Here is a 19,541-nt window from a genome sequence, read left to right on the forward strand (position 1 = left end):
CGGTACGGGTGATCTGCGGCTCGAACTGACGTGCGATGCCGGGCATCTGGCAAATCCTGATCGTTGAAAAAGGTCTCCGGGACAGACAGGAAGCTGCGTTCTGGATCTTCCTGCCCTGGAGATTGCTGGGGGAATGAGCCAGGACCTAGCACCTCTCTCGGCAAACTTCAAACAGTTGATCCGGGCCGCCTCACTCGTGTGAACGGGGTGGAACTGGTACCCTTCTCAGCTTGGCTCAAGCCGCTATTGTCCCGGGATGTCCCTGGTTCATCTAGATACCGACAGATGCGAGAGACGGCGGAGGTTGAGATGACAGAGCCCTTTCAGCGCGGAGGCATCACTGGCCGTGGCGGCGCCGAGAGTATAGCGATTCAAGTCCTAAACTTCATTGTTGAAGACGTTGCTCGGATCATCCAGTTTCTGAACGTGACCGGCCTTCAGCCTGAGACCATCCGCGCTTCGGCGAGATCGTCGCATTTCCTGCTGGGTGTCCTCGAGTATGTGGCGAAGGACGATGAACTGCTGAAAGCTATCGATCAGGGGATAAAGATCCGGCCAGTTGCGATCCTGGCAGCCATTGTGCATCTGTCGCCGGAGCCTAAAGTAGAGCCGCTTGATGTGGAGGTCGACGCGGCTCCGCAACTGCCGAGGCGCAACCTGTTTCAATGAAGGAAAAGCCATCCAAATGGCGGTTCCGGCTTACCCCCGATAATCGATACTTATCAGGGATGAGACATGTGCTTGGCTACTTCCCTGATCCAAGGCCGGGCTACTGTGATTAGAGGAGCAACGCAGGATCTATCATCAGGGTAGCGGTGGAAGCTGTCTGAACGGATCAAGGCACTCAATGCCAAGTGGCTCGAAATGCTTGAGGTTACGCGTCATCACTGTGAGCCCATGAGCCTTCGCCGTCCCAGCGATGGCAATATCCGCCCATCCAGGCGATTGACCGATGCTGCGAGCCTTGTCGAGAAGCCGTCCGGCAGCCCTCGCACTCGCACCGTCAAAAGGCAGGATGCGAGGTCCATAAAGATGCTCCACAGCAGCCCACCATGCTTCCAGGTTGCTTGCCTTTGTCGTGGCTCCTTCGCGCAGAGCTTTTGCAATGCCCGCGATCACCTCTCCCGTTGTGACAACCGAGATAAACAGTCTCGGAGACATGACATCCATCCACCCGACGAGTTCGTCCGACGGGCGGCTTTTGGATGGTGCTCTGGAGGAGATGACGTTTGTGTCGACCAGATACACCTAAAACTCCTCGGATTGATGTGGCGGCTCATCCCGCTCGGGAATGTCTCCTGCTTCTATTGGAGCGGCCATGAGGAGCTTACCGAAGGACGGAATGGTTGAGAGACGCCGGAACTCGTCCCAGGAAATAAGAACAGCTTCCTTTCGGCCGTGGCGGGTGATCACGATCTCCTCACCAGCGGCGGCGCGGTCCACGATCGCGGATAGGGATGCCTTAGCGTCCTTGAGTTGAACTTCCTGCATGACATCACCTCTCCGGCAGAATATGACTACAGTGGTCATATTGGGCGCAGGCCCTTAGTTGTCAATGGTTAGGTGCTCTACAGCCTTTTGAGCATCCGGAATTCCGGCTGGACCCAGGAGTGCAGCAAAGACAAGCAAGTTGAAGCAGAGTTACCATAGGGCGCCTTATTAGGTTGGTTCCTGCTCAGTCGACATACAGACCGTCCTCAGGTGGCTGACCCGGGCTGGGATAGACGTTCCGGCGAGGCGCTCGACCTCTCCAAGGGTCTGCGGCTTCTATCTCACCTTGAGGGCCACAAACGCGATCACGCCTGACAACCTCTTCTCCAAAGCTGTCGATACGCCGCCGGAGAACGATTCGGCACCTCTCGCTTTCGACACCACAGGATAAATCTGCGTAGAGGTTGCGCTCGTAGGTGCATTCAGTCCCGCCATAACGGTCATACTGGTACTCACTGTAGGAAACCTCCGTACCGGTCACGCACCCGCCCAGCAAAGTTGCAACGGCGACCAGAGTGGCAGTGGGACTTACTCGGTTGAACCAACTTACTGTGAGAGACCCCTTGTGTCCGCCGGCGACGCCGACCGGCATCCTCCAGCACTGACAGGGAGGGGCGGGTGACACCCTTGAAATGTATGTGAACGGCTCAGCTAGCCCTACAGGTTCGGCAAACGCGCCTGTTGAGGGCCACACCTGAAGCAGGTGTCTGTCTCAAGCCGTAGCCGCTTCAATGCTCGTCGGGTCGGTTCCAGCACCCGCAGCAGCCCTCACAGCGTCCCAGTTGGCGAGCCGATCCACGTGCTCATTCTCAGGGTGACCGGCCAGAGTTCATGGGCAGATCGACGTGACCTTGTCTTGTTACAGCCAGCCCTTCCGCTTGAAATACACGAACGGGATGATTGCCGAAATCAGCATCAAGGCCATTGATGCTGGATACCCTCCAACCCAATCCAACTCCGGCATGTGCTCAAAATTCATTCCATAATTTGAGGCGACGAGGGTAGGGGGCATGAGACAGACGGCCGCGACCGAAAAGATCTTGATGATCTGGTTCTGCTCCAGGTTGATCAACCCGAGGGATGCATCGAGCAGGAAGTTGATGTTGTTGGCAATGAATGTGGCGTGATCCGTGAGCGAGGCCACATCCCGGGCCAGACTCTTAACATGATCACGGGCCTCCCGGTTGGCATTGACCTGCTGCGCGAGAGCCAGGAATCCAATCATTCTCCCAAGACTGACAAGGCTTTCACGTGCCTTCACAGTAACGGTATGGTCAATAGCGATCGCATCCAGGATCCCCTCCAGCCCTTTGGTCGATGCCGCCCTGTGTCGCGCCTGACGCTTGCGCTCCAAGATCTCCTTCGAGACCTGATCGACGCTCGTCCCAACCCGCTCCAGGACTTCGGCGGTCCGGTCCACGATCGCCTCTAGCAGAGTTATGAGAGTCGTGACGCCACTCCTGCACAGGTCGGGCTGGGTCCTGATGTAGGCTGCCACCGTCCGGAAGGATCGCGGCTCAGAGTATCGAATCGTCACCAAGCGCCCATTGGTCAGGATGAAGGTGACCGGCGCAACCTCTGGCGTGCCCACCTCCACGCCCCATAGCACGCCTGCGGTCATGTAAGTCGCACCATTCTCGGCATAAAGCCGAGACGAAGGCTCAATATCCTTCATCTCGTCGGCCGTGGGTAGGGCAAGCTTAAGGATCGCCTCGACCATCCGACCCTCCAGGTTCGCGGGGCGGTCGAGATCGATCCAGACAGCACTTTCAGGCAAGCTGGTGATGGTGTCGACCGCAAGAGCATCATAGCTGTTACTGGAGCAATCGTATATTCTGATCATGATTGCTCCTATCTGGCTGCACCCGAAAGGGTTGTGTTCTGTGCTTTTGGCCCTCGCACGTGAGTAGCCTCGGTAATGAGCACAAAAACCACATGCGCACCGATGATCGGAGTGAAGACGATGAACAGGATCAAGCAAAGCGCGTATGTCGATGAATGGTCCTGAGAGTAGGTTTTGCGCTCGCCGGTACGCAGGCACGCAAATCGGTAATAAATTTCGAGCGTCATTGACTCACCTCAATTGCGATCAGCCGTCACGTGGCCGGTCGCAGGTGCGCCGATTGAATGAAAATCAGGCGTCCACTCGAGCCAGTGACGGCGTAATCAATCGACTATGACTATCGCTTGGCATGGATTTGGGGATCCGGAGTTCGCAGGCTTTTGCAAGGCGGAGCTCACGCCATGGAATATGCGGTTATCGGAGCTTCGCGTCGGTTGGGACATGCGCTTGGCAGTAGAGCGCTCGATTCTGGTTTAAGCATGATCAATCCTTCCGGTAATGGATAACGAGGCAGAACCTCTGGCCGCTGCCTCAATGATGGTCGACTTTCCCGACCTATTTTGCGGCTGACGTTTGGTAAATCCCAAATGTTCCCAGATCCAGCCTGCGGAGCATTGGGGTGCGCCATGCGACGGCGGCAACCACGCCGAGCGTCAGGAGTCCCCCGGCGACCACGGCGCGGGTGGGACCGAGCAAAGACGCTGAAAGTCCCATCTGCATAGCTCCAAGTTCGTTGGAGGAGCTGACAAAGACCATCCGTACCGCGGCGATGCGGCCGCGCATGTGCTCGGGCGAGGCAAGGCGCAGGATGGCATGCCGGATAACCATGCTGAACCCGTCGCAGATGCCGGCGAGGAAGAGAGCCAGTAGTGAGAGATAGAAGTTGGTCGAGAGGCCGAACGCAACCATGCACATTCCGAAGCCCGCAATAATGAGATGAAGCGCAAGACCGGCGCTGGCCTTCGGCATAAGGCGGATTGACATCAGAGCGGCGGTCAATGCGCCGGCGGCAATTGCTGCGCGCAGCATGCCGAATCCTGATGGGCCGACCTGCAGAATATCGGTAGCGAAGATCGGCAGAAGAGCAGCGGCGCCGCCGAAGAACACGGCGAAGAGGTCAAGCGCCATTGATCCGATCAGCACCTGGTTTCGGAAGACATATTGAATGCCTTCGTAAATGCGCGAAACGGGTCCTTGTTCGCTGCCTTGATGGACCGGAATAGGCTTTTCGCCAATCCAACCGGCGAAGATGAGGTAGCTTGCGGCGAACAGGGCGGCGAGCACGCCATAAGTCACCACGGGCCCTGCCGCCGCCCAGATGAAGCCCACGGCCACTGGACCAAGCATATCGGCAATGCGGCCTGACGTGGAGATGATTGGTATGCCCTTCAAGATAAGCCCGACAGGGAGAACCTGAGCCTCGAGCCCGACCGCCGCTGGGGCCTGATAGGATCGGATCGATGCGGAGAGAAAGGCCGATGCCAACAGCATGACCAGAAGCCAAAACTGGGCGGCGGAGACGAGTGCCAATCCGGCACACAGAAGCGTGAGCAACCCGACGGTGATGAGCACCAGCTTGCGGCGGCTGTGACGATCAGCAATTTCGCCACCATGGAGAGCGATGGTCAAGCCGGGTATCACCTGCACGAAGCCGAGAAGCGCGATATCGAGCGGATCCTTTCGGATCTCGTAGATGTGGAAAGCCAGCATGACCGTAAGAGCGGAGGCAGCGAAACGCTCGACGGTGTTGGCGGCGACGAACGCGCGAAACTCGCGAATTTCCCACAATTCCCGATTCAGGAAGCGAGAGAGCATAGCATTGGGCTCCAGAGAGATAGTGCCCGCGATGGCGCGGGTTTCCCGGTTGAGTGGGAGTGGGTGGTTCTGCTGGGAACGTAGGTTGTTCCCCTAAGATGCGCACCGGACCGGCCTGTGTGCCCCGGTCCGGCGCGTGCGTCAGTCACAAGTCTTCATTTGACCGTCACCTGGGTAAAGTCTTGATACCAGCTCTGGGCCTGGACGAACCCCGTCACGTTCGACGCAAGCGCACGCGGGTTGAGGTCATGGACGATGAACAGACGGGGAGCGTCGTCGACGACGATAGCGTGAGCCTCGGCGATCTTCGCATCCTGCACGTCCTCGGAGAAGGATTCGAATGCTTCCTTCATCAATTGGTCGACGCGCTCGTTCTTGTACATGCCCCAATTGCCGTTTCCGCCCATGCTTGTGACATTGGTGTAGAAATTGGTGGGATCGCCGAAAGGCTGGCCGTGATTAATCGCGTCGCGATGGGGGACGCGTTCCGTTCCAGGAAGTGTGCGCATGGCCTGCAGCACCGTACCCCAGTCCGCCACCTGGTACTGAACATTGACGCCGACCTCCGCCAATGATTGCTGGATGAATTCAGCCATCGGCAACGGCACCATGTTGCCGGATCCAGCCGTGGGCAGCAGCACACTGAATGAAATCGGTTTATTCGGGCCGTAGCCGGCCTCCGCGAGCAGCGCCTTGGCTTTCTCCGGATCGTAGTTGTAGGCTTGGGTAGCTTTGCCGAAATATTTATTACCCTTCTGATAAATACCGACGGCAGGAACGGCGGTGTCCGACAGGAGACCTGCCATGCCCTCACGATCGATCGCGTAATTGAGGGCTCGGCGCACACGCACATCTTGCAGCGGCCCCTTGTCCTTCATGTTGAAGCGCCAGGACCAGACATGCAGATATGGCTTCGTGATAATCTGGAACCCAGCCGCCTTGAGCGACGGAATCGAATCCGGCATCGGGAACTCGATCCAATCCACCTGGCCTGAGCGCAGGGCTGCGACGCGCGTATTTGCATCGGGGATAGGAAGAAGGACCAGTTTTTTGACCTTCGGGACGCGGGCTTTGTCCCAGTAATCCTCGTTGCGCTCCAGTTCGATGGAGGTTTGGCGGGTCACGCTCACGACCTTGAAGGGCCCGGTACCGGAGGGCTGCGCCATGAACTTCAACCAGCTGCCGGCCTTTTCATATTGGCGCGGGCTCACGATGAACACGCGCGAGACCTGATATGGCAGCATGCTGAAGGGCATCTTGGTGATGATCGCGATCTGATTCTCGCCAACCTTCTCGTAAGAGGCAATTTGCGCAGTATACGTGCTGTACCCCGCGGCTGCCTGGTCATAATGCGGCGCATCCTGCTTCAGATGACGATCCAAATTCCAGAGAATATCGTCTGGCGTGAGCAGTGAGCCGTCATGGAAACGCACGCCTTGGCGGATCGTGAAGATCCAGCGGCGATCATTGGCCGGATCAACATGCCACTCGGTAGCAAGGCCAGGGGTGAGGCCGGCGGGCGCATCGACCTTGGTGAAATCCCAATTTACCAATGCGTCGTAAATCGTATAGCCGGCGAACCGGCCGCCTTCACTGCCGTTGTCGGGAATGCCGCCGGTCGTGGGCACGTCCGAAGTCGTCATGGCAATGCGTAGAGTCTGAGCATGAGCGCTCGCGGCCAGAAGCGCCACCGCGCCTGCAGCGAGCCATGTTCGAAATTTCAACATTCGAGTTCCCTTTCTGGAAGCAGCCAGAACCTGCGCCAATTCGGTGTTATTGAAGGCGCTTCCTCCCGGAACGGTGATCCCGCTGGAGACGGGCCCGGTTCAGAGGGCCCGCTTCTGACGGATCTCACCTGCGGCTCCGCATTTGTTTGCCTTGTCGGAGCAGCTGCTGCAGCGGCCCTCCGCGTCGATGAGGGCCGAATCCCTTTTATCCGAGCCTGCCTCAGCCGAGGCCATGATCGGTAGAGGCTCGATACTGTCGCCTCCAAAGGTACGCTGGATGAACAAGCCAAGGCTTCCAGCCGTACCGGCGTCGTCTCCGTTTCAGCGAGCGCGCCGCCATCGTCCGAGGGTGCCCTTCCGAGCGGGAACTCTCATCAGATACCCGATGGTGATGCGGCCTGTCAGGACTGTCAAGTCGCTTGACAAGGAATCAACTTCGACGAAATCGCCTAGATTTTCCGCATTGAGTGAGATGGCGAAAGTTTAGGCAGCGCGGCAGAGATGGCCTGCCATAAAGACAGGCACGGGTTTGCTGCCTCAATAAGCAATCGGCTCAGTCACATTTTTTCGAAATTGCGGAGATTACAGACTCGGAGGTGTATTCACCCAGAGGATCCGAGCTACCGTATCGCCGATGTTCTTATAGCCGTGAGGGAGGGATGAGGAGAAGAACAGAAGATCGCCACTCTTCATCATGTAGCTTCGTCCGTCGACGGTAACTTCCAGCTCGCCCTCGATCAGATAGCCCAGTTCTTCCCCGATGTGCTGGATATCGGCATCACTATGCACACCAGGCGGAATGTTCAGGATATTGGCCTGCAGCAAACCGCTCTTCGCGATCGGGATAATCCGCTCGAACCACGCTCCTTCGTGCCCCGCATCCGCGATTCGTAGGCGCCGATCCGCGGGAAAGTGATGAACCGGCCCCGAGAGATTGCTGCTCTCCGAGAAAAGCTCGGCAATGCTCGTACCAAGAGCGCTGGCCAGCCGATGGAGAAAGGAAATCGATGGGCTAAGCTTCTGGTTTTCCAGTTTCGACAGCATGCTTTCCGAGCAGCCGACGGTTTCAGCAAGCTCAAGAAGCGTCAGGCCTTTGAGAAGCCGCGCATGCTTTAGCTTTGGGCCAATCTTGTAATCATTGCGTGCATCGCCGGGATTGGCTCGGCTCTTGCGGTCCGGGGAAGCGCCTGCCCTGCCAGGCGCAATCTCGGATTCAAGTTGATTTGCCCTACGTTTGCTTCCGCTCGACTGAACCAATGGTGTGCCTCGAAATCCTTGGATCAGGACCCCTGCACCTCTCAACACGCCGTAGCCAGCCCCCTCAATGGCGGACTTCGGCACCAATGACGAGGAAACTGGCGCCCTTCTCGGGTAACTTATCTCAATACTCCCATAGTGACGATAGCTACGACCTCGTTGACTTTCAATCAAGTCACTTGACAAAGCCAAAATTGGGCATCAGGCTCTTATCAACGCCAGCTCAGAGGAGAGTCCGAGAACTCCAAAGACGAGCCGGCGCTCATCGTACAACTACGGCCTTCTGCGAAGGCCCGGTTCTCTCTGAACACATGCGCGGCGTCGCGGGCATGGGTTCCGATACGAGGCCGTTGATATGACCGACTGTTCCAGGTTCCTCCTGGGCACAGCTCACGCACGTCACGTCCTTTTTTCACCGCTCCGTACACCGGAGCACAGTCTCTGACTCAATGCCGCGCGAGAACACCCATGAACGAACATATTCCCCTTCCGCTCGCAGCCGACACTCAGCTTCCGGCCGAGTTTACCTCCGGCAAGCCATTCCAGCTTGAGGAAGCAACGATCGACGAGATGCACGCAGCCATCCAGGCCGGCGAAATCACCGTGGTTCAGATCGTTCAGCACTACATTGACCGTGCACGCGCCTTCAATGGTGTATCCAGCCTTCTTGTGACGGAGGACGGAGCGCCGATTCCGCCAGCCCCAGGAACGGTCCGGGCCACCCACGCGCTTCAATTTCCAACCGAGACCGTCAAAGCGTCGGATGTGCTGCCGGACCTGGATAAGTACAAGGGACCGCCGCTGGAATTCGGCCGGATGGAACCGACGGCGTCGGATCCGGCTGTCCAGCAGCAATACGGCATGATCGTCGGCAAGCCGAATGCCGGCCAGGTGAACGCGCTGGCGACCCTCAATATTCGCGGTGAGCGCTCGGTCGTCTGCCACGGCGACTACGACCGGCACCCGGACGACGGGCCCCTGCCACCTGATGCGCCGGCCGTATGCGAGATATTCCGCCGTTATCCCGACGCCCTGGAGCAGGCTGCGGCGCTGGATGCCGAATACGGGACGAACCCGGACCTCGAGAAGCTCCCTCTGTATGGTGTGGTCTTCTCCTTCAAGGATCCGTTCGACACCAAGGATATGCGATCAACCGGCGGTGGCGATGCTGCCTACGACGTCGACTTCCCGGCAGAAGATCATGTTCTCGTCGCGCAGTTGCGCAAGAAAGGCGCAATCATCTTTGCCAAGGCGATTAATACCGAATATAACGGCCGTGCCGGCGATCCCGGCGGCCGTCACAGGCCGGAAAAAGTCCTGCCATCTGTGCTGGGCTATCAGCGCAGCAGCTGGGGTGGCAATCCCTCCAACCCGTATGACACAACGCGCGCAGCCTCGCTGGGCTCAAGCTCCGGCTCCGGCGTCTCAGTCAGCGCAAATCTCTGCATGATCAGCCTGGGGGAGGAGACACGCGCTTCGTGCCGTGGCCCCTCCAATCACAACTCGATTGCGCTCATCCTGCCCCACAAAGCCATGATTGGCTTCGATGGCGGAGCCATCGGCGCAGATATTTACTGCGACCGCACCGGTATCCATGCTCGCAAGATCGCAGATGCCGCCAAAGTGCTCGATGCTCTGAAAGATCCGGAGGAAGGGTACTATGATCCGCGCGATCCTTTCACCACCGTACCGCGCAGCTCGGTCCTGAGCACGCCTTACCTCAGCCACACGAACGGAAGTGGCGCGAAGGGAGCGCTCACAGGCGTCCGGTTGGGCGTCATCCGCGAATCGATGATTTCTGCCGGTTCCAAAGCAGCCGAGCCGATCACCACCGCCGCCGCCAAGGAGATGAAAGCCGTTCTCAAAGATCACCTCGGCGCCACGCTGGTTGAATCGACGGACCCACGCTGGACCCGCGATCCGGAGGTCGAGGTCATGACGGTTGATTTCCGGCGTGCGCTGGCACGGCTCGTGCCTGTTTTCATGCCTGATCTGATGTTCCGCCTGCGGCCGGACGGTCAGCCCCTGTTCACCGAATTCGCCGATGCCATCGAGCCGACCGAGTTCCTGCCAGGGAAGGTCTTCGGTAGCGGTGCGATGAAACCGATTGATTACCTCGTCGCGATGGCCGACGGAGTGATTGAAGCGCCGTCTAACCTCGACATCGCCACCGTCCAGCAACAGGAGCTGGCAACTATGTTCCGGTACCACCTGCCGCAATATATGACGCGGCGGGCGCGGGATTGGGCAGCCAAGGGAATCACGGAAACGCTGGTCAACTTTGAGGAGCTCAACAAGCGCTCCAAGTACTGGGGCGACGATCAGCGGGCCGCCTTCCTTAACTGGGAGGAAACCTCCGATCCGCGCAATCCGCTGGATGGAAGGCAGGGCGTGAACGAGCGCATCATGCTGCGTGAGCTACTCCGCCGAACGGACATGATGGTGATCCTCGAGAACAAGCTCGATGCGCTCGTACGGCTCCATACCCCGCTGCCGCCCGCGAAGATCGGTGGTGCCAATGAACCAGGCACCATCCAGAATATCCGTGCGGAATCCATGTATGGCCCGAATGCCGGCCTCTCTGAGGTGTTGATCCCCGCAGGCTTCGTGCGCACCGTCTACGACCCGGTGCTGAAGCTGAGCGAGGACGGAACGCGCTATGTGCCGACGCTCTCGGACGTTCCGACCGAGTTGCCCGAACCCGGCCTTCCCTTCTCGTTTGTGTTCCGCGCGGAGCCAGGCAAGGAGGACATCCTGCTCAAGGTTGCCTCTTCGTATGAGAACGCGTCCAAGCGCCGCGTTCCGCCACCGGCCTTTGCGCCGATCCCAATGCGGAGCTGACTTGCGAAGCCCGGCCGGCCAAGCCGGCCGGGCTTCGCACTCTGAACATGCGTTCTGCCCAAAAAATCAGACAACCGCGCACAACAATTAATCTTGACCTACAAAAGAAGCAGGCCCTAAATTCATTAACAATACTTACCTGACTCTTGTTTGTGTCTAGGAAAGCACTCGGAATAGCACGGTCAAACTTTGCTATTACTATGCATCGGCCAGTCGAATGCGCCCTCCACAGCAGGAAAGGAACAAAATGTCTGACCTCGAGCAACTACCTGATCGTGGCGGACCCGCGCAGCCGCTGCTCATCGTCCGGGGCTTGGCCAAGCATTTTCCCATTGGTTCGTTCCTAGAGCGGAAGCAGGTGGTGCGCGCCGTCGATGGGCTCGACCTGATGATCGACAAGCGCGAGACCCTGGGGATTGTGGGTGAGTCCGGATGCGGAAAATCAACCGCCTCGCGGCTGATCATGTCTCTCATCTCGCCGACGGCGGGGGAGATCGTCTTCGATGGCGAGCTTGTGGGTGGCAGTCGGGGCATCAGCCTGAAGGAATACCGCCGCCAGGTGCAGATGGTGTTTCAGGACAGCTATTCATCGCTCAATCCGCGTCTCACCATCGAAGAGTCGATATCCTATGGGCCGATCGTTCACGGCGAACCCCGCAACAAGGCTGTGGCGCGAGCCCGTGAACTCCTCGAAGCGGTTGGTCTCAACCCTAGCCAGTTCGCACGGCGCTTTCCGCATGAACTCTCAGGCGGTCAGCGCCAGCGCGTCAACATCGCCCGAGCGCTGGCACTGCGCCCGCGACTGATCATCCTCGACGAGCCCGTCTCCGCCCTCGACAAGTCCGTGGAGGCACAGGTGCTCAACCTGCTGCTCGACCTGAAGGAGCAGTTCGGGCTCACCTATCTCTTCATCAGCCATGATCTCAACGTGGTCGAGCACGTGGCCGATCGGGTGCTTGTCATGTATCTCGGCAAGGTCGCGGAAGTGGGACCAGTCAACGAAATCTTCCGCTCCCCCGCCCACCCTTACACGCGCGCGCTCCTGGCGAGCCGTCCATCCATGGACCCGACACGTCGCCGTACGGAGCCACCGCTGCGCGGCGATCCGCCGAACCCGGTCAATCCTCCATCAGGCTGCCGATTCCGGACCCGCTGCGCGATGGCGCGCGCCCTCTGCGCCGAGAAGGTTCCGGCGCTCGCCACGCAAGGTGACCGGCATGAGGCCGCCTGCCATGCGATAACGGCCGGCAGCGGCTACGCCGAAAGCGAAAGGATCGCGGCATGATGAATCGGGAACCTCTCGTCCGCGCGCGGAACCTGCATGTGAACTTCGTCACGCGCGAAGCGACCGTGGCGGCCGTGAACGGCGTCGACCTCGATCTTGCTGCAGGTGAGGTGCTGTGCATCCTCGGCGAAAGCGGCTCGGGAAAGTCCGTGACCCTGCGCGCCCTGATGCGGCTCAATCCAAAGGGCAAGACCGTCATGAACGGCGACCTGACGGTTGCCGGCCATGACATGATGACCATTCCCGACAGCAAGCTGTCCGCACTGCGGGGCAAGGTCGTGTCGATGATCTTCCAGGAGCCTATGACGGCTTTGGATCCGGTTTTCACGATCGGCCGGCAGATTGCCGAGACGCTGATCCGGCACGAGGGGATCAGCCGCCGGGACGCGGAGCGCCGCGCGCTCGACCTGCTCGAACTGGTACAGATCCCCTCTGCGAAGCGCCGATTGGATGCCTATCCGCACGAGCTATCGGGTGGACTCCGCCAGCGCGCCATGATTGCCATGGCGATCTCTTGCCGGCCGAAACTCCTGCTTGCTGACGAGCCGACTACAGCGCTCGACGCCACTGTTCAAATCCAAATTCTTCTCCTGTTGCGCAGCCTCCAGCAGGAACTTGGCATGGGTGTCATTTTCGTCACCCATGACCTCGGCGTGGCGGGCGAGATCGCCGACCGTATCGCCGTTATGTACGCGGGGCGCATGGTCGAACAGGGCTCCGTTATCGACGTAATGGCGAAGCCGCTGCACCCCTATGCGCAGGGCCTGATGGGTGCCACAGTCCACGCCGGCACCCGGGGAAAGCGCCTGACCACCATTCCCGGCGCTCCGCCTGATTTGCGGCAGCCGATCTCAGGATGCGCCTTTGCACCTCGATGCCAGTATGCCGCTGAGGCGTGCCGCGAACGGGTTCCCGATTTCATTTCTCCCGCATCCGGGCGTGCTGTCCGGTGCGTCAGGGTCGAAGACCTGGCGGCTTGAGCGGAGGCACCCAGCTCGGCCGCCACCATCCAGCCAAGGATGAACAGGATGCTTTTCTACATACTTCGCCGCGTTGCCTACATCATCCCCATTTCGCTGGCGGTAAGCCTCGTGTGCTTCATGCTGGTCCATATCGCGCCCGGAGATCCGATCGACGCGATGGTGCAGCCCGATACGCCACAGGAAGTGATCGACCGGGTTCGTCAGGAGTATGGGCTCGACCGTCCTCTCCCGGTGCAGTTCGGCGTCTGGCTGCTGAAGGTCGTACAGGGCGATTTCGGCACGTCGCTGATTAAAGGGCGGCCGGTGCTGCCGGACCTCATTTCCGCCAGCGGCGCCACCTTCATCCTCGCCTGTACGGGGGGCTTCCTGGGCTTTCTCATTGGCTGCGTATTCGGGGGCATTGCCGGCGTGTACCGCGGCACCTGGATCGATCGGGTCTTGCTGGGCTCGGCCGTCGCGGGCGTCTCCATCCCGCACTACTGGCTCGGCATGGTCATGGTGATCATCTTCTCAGTCAATCTGACCCTGCTGCCGGCCATGGGCTACGGGCCCGGTGGCTCGAGCGGATGGGCCTGGGATTGGGAGCACATCCGCTACCTGATCCTGCCCTCCCTCACGCTTTGCATCATCCCGGCCGGCTTGGTGACGCGCACCGTACGCGGCTTGGTCAGCGATATCATGAGCCAGGACTACATCACGACCTTGCGCGGCAAGGGGCTGCGCCGGCGTGGCATCGTCTGGCACGTCGTCCAGAATGCCGCTCCCACCGTTCTGGCGGTGATCGGCCTCCAGCTTGCTAACCTTATGGGCGGTTCGATCCTTGTCGAGACAGTATTCGCTTGGCCGGGCACGGGCATGATGCTCAACACCGCGATCTTTCAACGGGACATTCCAGTCCTCCAGGCGACCACCCTCGTTCTCGCCCTCTTCTTCGTCGTCCTCAACCTCCTGGTTGACCTGATCCAGACCACCATCGATCCCCGGATAAGCCGCCGATGAGCACCACCCTAAGCAACGAACTCGTAGTCGCACCCGCACCAATCCGCTCTATTCCCCGAGAGGATAACTACTGGCGCGGGGTTCGCCGGCGCCTCATGCGCGACAAGACGACCCTGGTCTGCGGCACAGTTCTTCTCGTGATGGCCGCGCTTATCCTGCTTGCCCCGTTGATTGCTCCGTATGGTCCCACAGAAGGTAGCATCGTGCGGCGGCTCAAGCCCGTTGGCACACCCGGTCACCTGCTCGGAACCGACGAGCTTGGCCGAGACATGCTCAGCCGCCTGCTGTATGGCGGCCGCTACTCCTGGTTCGTCGGCATTACGCCGGTGATCCTCGCCTTCGGCATCGGCGGCACCTTCGGGATCATTGCCGGCTTCGCCGGCGGCAAGATCAACATGCTCATCATGCGCATCACTGACGTCTTCTACGCATTCCCGTCCGTTCTCCTGGCGGTTGCGGTCAGCGGCGCACTCGGCGCCGGCATCCTCAATGCCATCATGTCGCTGACGATCGTTTTCATTCCGCCCATCATTCGTGTGGCAGAAAGCGTGACCACGGGCGTGCGCAATCTGGACTACGCGGAAGCGGCGCGTGCGACCGGCGCCAGTTCGGCCTCGATCATCGTCGTTCATGTGTTGCCGAATGTGCTGGGGGCGATCTTCGTTTATGCGACGAGCTTGGTAGGTGTGTCGATGATCGTCGCATCCGGCCTTTCGTTCCTGGGGCTCGGAATCAAGCCGCCCGATCCGGAATGGGGGCTGATGCTCAATACGCTGCGCACGGCGATCTACTCCCAGCCGCTCCTCGCGACCCTGCCAGGCGTGTGTATCTTCCTCACGAGTATGTGCTTCAACTTCGTCAGCGACGGATTGCGGACCGCCATGGATGTCCGGGCCTGAAACTAACCTGCAGGAAGGCGATCATGAAAGTCGAGAGAGTGAAGGCATCCCTAAAGAGTCTCACTGCGGCAGTCCTGCTCCTGAGTAGTGCGACAGCGGCGTTCACGCCTAACGATGCACGTGCGGACAGTCCCCTGCGCATCGCCATTTCGCTGAGTGATATTCCCAATCTCTGGGCCGCCCCGGATGGCGGGTTCGAAGGGGTCCGCTTCGGCGGCTACACGGTCTTCGATTCGCTCGTCGGATGGGACCTGTCCTCGAGCACTCAACCTTCACGTCTTGTGCCAGGACTCGCTGAGTCCTGGTCCGTCGATCCGGCCAATCCCAAGCGTTGGATCTTCAAGCTCCGGAAAGCCGACTTCCATGACGGCTCCCAGTGGGATGCCGATGCAGCAATCTGGAATCTCGATTCCTTCAAGAAGCCGGATGCGCCGCAATACAACAGCGCCCGCAGCGGCGCGACCGCCACACGCACGCAATCCATCATGGCGTACGGGAAAATCGACGACAGAACGATTTACATCGAAACCAAGGAGTTGAACGGCCTCTTCCTCTATGAACTGTCGAGCCTCTTCTTCGCCAGTCCAACGCGGTACCAAGAACTAGGCGGGAACTGGAAGGAATTCGCACAGAAACCTTCAGGAACGGGGCCCTACGCGGTCGTTTCACTCAAGCCGGGTGTGGAACTGCAGCTCAGAGCCAACGACAAGTACTGGAATCCGGACCGTGTGCCTAAAACCAAGGATGTGTTCGTCCTTCCGGTGCCCGATGCCAACACTCGGGTCGCCGCCCTGCGGTCCGGACAGGTAGACTTGGTCGACACGCTTCCACCCGATGCAATCGCGCCGCTCAAGGATGCAGGCTTCACCATTACCGAAAACACCTATCCACACACGTGGCTCTGGCGATTGAACTTCACCGAAGGCTCACCCTTTTCCGACCTGAGGGTTCGCAAAGCTGCCAATCTGGCCATTGACAGGGATATGATCGTGAACTTTCTCGGCGGTCATGGGACCGCTGCAAAAGGGTTCGCGCCTGCCAATGCGCCCTGGTTCGGCAAGCCGGCATTCGAGCTCAAGTACGATCCTGGAGCAGCGAGGGCTCTGCTGGCCGAAGCTGGCTACGGTCCGGACAAGCCGGTGGAGCTCAAGGTCGTGATTTCCTCTTCAGGCGGCGGCCAGATGGTACCGCTCTCCATGAACGAGATCATTCAGGAGAACCTGCGTGTGGTCGGCATCAAAGTCACCTATGACGTGCGCGACTTCACGGCCATGATCAACATGCTGCGGCAGGGCGCAAAGCAATCCGGCGCGGATGCAATCAACGTGGCCATGACGATGCAGGAGCCAGCCTCGGGGGTTGTTGGCTATACATCGACCCTCGCACCGCCAAATGGCGGCAACTGGGGATATTACAACAATCCCGCGCTTGACGCAGCGCTCACAGGCGCGCGCGCAGAGTTCGATCCGCTCAAACAGGAAAAGGCGCTCATGCGGGTGAATGAGGTGCTAACGAACGATGCCGCCGCACTACTCGTCGTTCATGACACGGGACCCAGGGCTCTATCTCCGAAGCTGAGGAATTTCGTTCAGGCGCGTAACTGGTACCAGGACTTCACATCGATCGAGGTCGCCGAATAAATGACAAGCGCTGTTCCTTTCTCGGTAGAAGAGAAATCGATTGCAGAGATTCATGCGGCATACCGGGCTGAGGTGATAACCGCGAAGGCTGTGACGCAGGCTTTCCTGGATCGCATCGACGCCTATGACCGCCGGGGACCGCAACTTTGGGCAATCGTTGTCCTAAATCCGCAGGCGCTGGACGATGCCGAGGCACTCGACCGTGCCTTCGCCGAAACAGGCGAGTTCAAGGGCCCGCTGCATGGTATTCCGGTTCTCGTCAAGGACAACTACGACGTCGCCGGTCTGCAGACGACGGGAGGCTCCGCCGCTCTCATCGGCTGGGTGCCTGACCGGGACTCCAGTGCTGTCGCGAAACTACGTGCAGCAGGGGCAATCATTCTCGCCAAGACCACAATGTCGGAATGGGCGAGAGGCGGATTTGACAACATCAACTCCGTGCTCCCGTCCTTTGCACGTAACCCTTACAACACGGCGCATGCGACAGGCGGCTCCTCCGGCGGAACGGGGAGCGGCCTCGCTGCCAGCTTCGGCGTCGTGGGATTGGGATCAGACACATTCGGCTCCATTCGCAATCCTTCATCCAACAATGCGCTGGTAGGGCTAAGGCCGAGCTGGGCGTTGGTCTCACGGACAGGTATGGTCGGGCTCTATGATGCTCGTGATACCGCGGGGCCGATGGCCCGTACCGTGTCCGATCTCGTTGCGCTACTCGACGTCATTGTCGGTGTCGACCCAAGGGATCCAGCGACGGCGGAGGCAAGCAGCTACATTCCCGCTACCTATGCCGCTTCGCTCCGGGACGATGGTCTTCGCGGCAAACGGATCGGCGTTCTACGCCAAGCGTTTCCTGCGAATCGGTCCGATCCCCATGTCGTTGCGCTCTTTAACTGTGCCGTTGAGGACCTGCGGGCGGCGGGAGCGATCGTCGTCGATCCCTTCGAGATTGCGCAGTTCGAATCCTTCCCGCCGCGCCCTCATCCGCTAAGTGAGGTAAAAGCAGCGGTCGAGCGCTATCTCGCCACCACCGGACCAGATTTCCCTAAGACGCTAGGGGAGGTCGTCGCGGCGGAGAAGTTCCACCCCGTGCATGAGGGCAGCCTAAGGGCTACGGTCCACGCTCCGGATCCTCGCGAGGATCCAATTGTCCATAGATTGGAGCAGGATGAGATCGCAATGCGCCAAGCCTATGGCGAGGCCATGGACCGTGCTGAAATCGACGCTTTCGTGCTGCCAGTCGCGAGCTATCCGCCGAAGCTCAACGGCGACCGTAATGTAACGCCGCCTGGTGCCAACACCTGGATCGCCTCCGGCCTACATTGGCCCGCCATGGCCGTGCCCATGGGCTACACCTACGAGGACCTTCCGTCGGGGCTCCAGATCGTCGGCCGTCCCTGGAGCGAGCCCATGCTGATCGAGATCGCCTATGCCTACGAGCAGGCAACGCGTCATCGCCGCCCGCCATCAACCGTTCCGCCGCTGGCCCGACTAGCAGGAGCAGAAGCCACATGATAGAACAAACGAACGATCCCGAGATCGTGGCCGAAGTGCTGCAGTCATTTACACGCTACAACCAAGCCTTGGACGCTGGAGATACGGCGGCCCTCAACAGCTTCTTCTGGAACTCGTCGTCAACAGTCCGCTTCGGGCCGTCAGAGAACCTCTTCGGGTTCGAGGAGATCGCCGTGTTCCGCTCCAGCCGCTGGAAAGGTACCGCTAGCGAACGCCAGATTGAGCGTGTTGCAGTGACCGCTCTCGGCGACGATGTGGCGACGACCAATGCCCTCATCCGGAGTCGAGACGGCAAAGTCAGCCGGCAGTCGCAGACCTGGGCGCGGCTGCCCGAGGGGTGGCGAATAGTTGCTGCTCACGTCAGTCCTTTAGCGGAGTGAGTGACTTGAGGCTGGCGAGGAGACTGGGACGCGGAGATCTCATCTCAAAATTCATGCCGGAGCGAATCCACAGGATCTTGGGGCAGCACAAGATCCTGTGACTGATTGCATAATAGGATGAAGCGGACGAGCCATTCCTGTGGTGAGAAGGGCAGGGGGCTGAGTTCAACCGCACGGCTTTGGCTGATGCGGAACCCGAGCGCGGTCAGCCAGCCCCGCATTCACACGTGAAGCATGCGCTTCCATGGTTTACCGATGGTTTCACACGGCTGAGAAGACCGACACGACAAAAGCTTGGCCCCAATCCATCGCAATGTGCTCAGGCACACTTGCCTGAGCACGGTCTGCAATCATCTTCCTCGGGCGGTATCAAGACCTATCGCATGCGCCCGAGTGGGAGGTCTGATGCTCGGTCTTCAGCCAGGGTGCTTCTATATCGACTGCCGTTGACGCTCATCAGGGGCAGAGTAGGATGGTGGTGTGGTGTTGCAACTTGCATCGCATGCGCCCTGACTGGAGTTTGGAAGAGGCTTCAGTTGGGGCGTTCACATTCCGACACGTCGTTGGCTCCACATGGGAGATTGACACCAGAAGACCTGCAATTCGCTGACAGAACGCGGGGCAGCGGATGTGTGAGGGGATTGGGGTCCTGAGACTTAGCTTGCCAACTTGACGAGCTGCGGCTCCCGCAGCATGTAGCCGCGGCCCCAGACCGTCTCGGTGTAGTTCCTGCCACCTGAGGCCTCCGCAAGCTTCTTGCGCAGCTTGCAGATGAACACATCGATGATCTTGATCTCCGGTTCATCCATGCCGCTATACAGATGATTGAGGAGCATCTCTTTGGTCAGCGTGCTCCCCTGGCGCTGAGC

The 19,541-nt window shown here is 59.5% G+C and carries 17 protein-coding genes; 9 read left to right on the top strand and 8 right to left on the bottom strand.

Annotation, left to right across the window (positions count from 1 at the left end):
• Positions 1-309 precede the first annotated feature (309 nt).
• Positions 310-669: a DUF3572 family protein gene (locus tag KBI52_RS07010; protein ID WP_210806313.1), complete on the top strand. Its 360-nt coding sequence runs from the start codon at positions 310-312 to the stop codon at positions 667-669.
• 135 nt (positions 670-804) lie between these two features.
• On the opposite strand, the gene KBI52_RS07015 is transcribed toward KBI52_RS07010, so the two are convergent.
• From KBI52_RS07015 to KBI52_RS07045, 7 genes are all read right to left on the bottom strand, one after another.
• Complete coding sequence (locus tag KBI52_RS07015) at positions 805-1,248, bottom strand: type II toxin-antitoxin system VapC family toxin (protein ID WP_210806315.1); 444 nt, start codon at positions 1,246-1,248, stop codon at positions 805-807.
• Positions 1,249-1,491: a type II toxin-antitoxin system Phd/YefM family antitoxin gene (locus KBI52_RS07020; RefSeq protein WP_210806317.1), complete on the bottom strand. Its 243-nt coding sequence runs from the start codon at positions 1,489-1,491 to the stop codon at positions 1,249-1,251.
• Between the two features lie 859 nt (positions 1,492-2,350).
• Positions 2,351-3,334: a magnesium transporter CorA family protein gene (locus KBI52_RS07025; protein WP_210806319.1), complete on the bottom strand. Its 984-nt coding sequence runs from the start codon at positions 3,332-3,334 to the stop codon at positions 2,351-2,353.
• Between the two features lie 8 nt (positions 3,335-3,342).
• Positions 3,343-3,561: a hypothetical protein gene (locus KBI52_RS07030; protein ID WP_210806321.1), complete on the bottom strand. Its 219-nt coding sequence runs from the start codon at positions 3,559-3,561 to the stop codon at positions 3,343-3,345.
• Positions 3,562-3,889: 328 nt separating this feature from the next.
• Positions 3,890-5,149: an MFS transporter gene (locus KBI52_RS07035; protein WP_210806323.1), complete on the bottom strand. Its 1,260-nt coding sequence runs from the start codon at positions 5,147-5,149 to the stop codon at positions 3,890-3,892.
• A gap of 155 nt (positions 5,150-5,304) precedes the next feature.
• Positions 5,305-6,876: an ABC transporter substrate-binding protein gene (locus KBI52_RS07040; RefSeq protein ID WP_210806325.1), complete on the bottom strand. Its 1,572-nt coding sequence runs from the start codon at positions 6,874-6,876 to the stop codon at positions 5,305-5,307.
• Positions 6,877-7,458: 582 nt separating this feature from the next.
• A complete protein-coding gene (locus KBI52_RS07045; RefSeq protein WP_247654239.1) occupies positions 7,459-8,133 on the bottom strand; it encodes a helix-turn-helix domain-containing protein in 675 nt (224 codons plus the stop codon).
• A gap of 468 nt (positions 8,134-8,601) precedes the next feature.
• On the opposite strand from KBI52_RS07045, the gene KBI52_RS07050 reads away from it, so the two are divergent.
• The 8 genes from KBI52_RS07050 to KBI52_RS07085 all read left to right on the top strand — a co-directional run bounded on the left by KBI52_RS07050 (position 8,602) and on the right by KBI52_RS07085 (position 18,672).
• Entirely contained in the window at positions 8,602-10,974 is a 2,373-nt protein-coding gene (locus KBI52_RS07050) for an amidase family protein (RefSeq protein ID WP_210806327.1), read from the top strand.
• A gap of 247 nt (positions 10,975-11,221) precedes the next feature.
• On the top strand, positions 11,222-12,259 hold the full coding sequence (locus tag KBI52_RS07055; protein ID WP_210806329.1) for an ABC transporter ATP-binding protein: 1,038 nt from the start codon (positions 11,222-11,224) through the stop codon (positions 12,257-12,259).
• Complete coding sequence (locus tag KBI52_RS07060; protein ID WP_247654240.1) at positions 12,256-13,239, top strand: ABC transporter ATP-binding protein; 984 nt, start codon at positions 12,256-12,258, stop codon at positions 13,237-13,239. Before KBI52_RS07055 ends, KBI52_RS07060 begins: the two co-directional genes overlap by 4 nt.
• Before the next feature lie 48 nt (positions 13,240-13,287).
• The gene (locus tag KBI52_RS07065; protein ID WP_210806331.1) at positions 13,288-14,241 is read left to right on the top strand and encodes an ABC transporter permease; all 954 of its coding nucleotides are present in this window, start codon (positions 13,288-13,290) and stop codon (positions 14,239-14,241) included.
• Positions 14,238-15,140: an ABC transporter permease gene (locus KBI52_RS07070; RefSeq protein WP_210806334.1), complete on the top strand. Its 903-nt coding sequence runs from the start codon at positions 14,238-14,240 to the stop codon at positions 15,138-15,140. Before KBI52_RS07065 ends, KBI52_RS07070 begins: the two co-directional genes overlap by 4 nt.
• Positions 15,141-15,163: 23 nt before the next feature.
• The gene (locus tag KBI52_RS07075) at positions 15,164-16,780 is read left to right on the top strand and encodes an ABC transporter substrate-binding protein (RefSeq protein WP_210806336.1); all 1,617 of its coding nucleotides are present in this window, start codon (positions 15,164-15,166) and stop codon (positions 16,778-16,780) included.
• Entirely contained in the window at positions 16,781-18,292 is a 1,512-nt protein-coding gene (locus KBI52_RS07080; RefSeq protein ID WP_210806338.1) for an amidase family protein, read from the top strand.
• Positions 18,289-18,672 carry an AtzH-like domain-containing protein gene (locus KBI52_RS07085; protein ID WP_210806340.1) on the top strand — a complete coding sequence of 128 codons (384 nt, stop codon included), beginning with the start codon at positions 18,289-18,291 and terminating at the stop codon, positions 18,670-18,672. Before KBI52_RS07080 ends, KBI52_RS07085 begins: the two co-directional genes overlap by 4 nt.
• 656 nt (positions 18,673-19,328) lie before the next feature.
• On the opposite strand, the gene KBI52_RS07090 is transcribed toward KBI52_RS07085, so the two are convergent.
• The coding region (locus tag KBI52_RS07090; protein WP_210806342.1) for a winged helix-turn-helix domain-containing protein at positions 19,329-19,541 on the bottom strand (213 nt) is incomplete at its 5' end.

The sequence above is a fragment of the Microvirga sp. HBU67558 genome (genome assembly GCF_018069605.1).
Lineage (GTDB): Bacteria > Pseudomonadota > Alphaproteobacteria > Rhizobiales > Beijerinckiaceae > Microvirga > Microvirga terrae.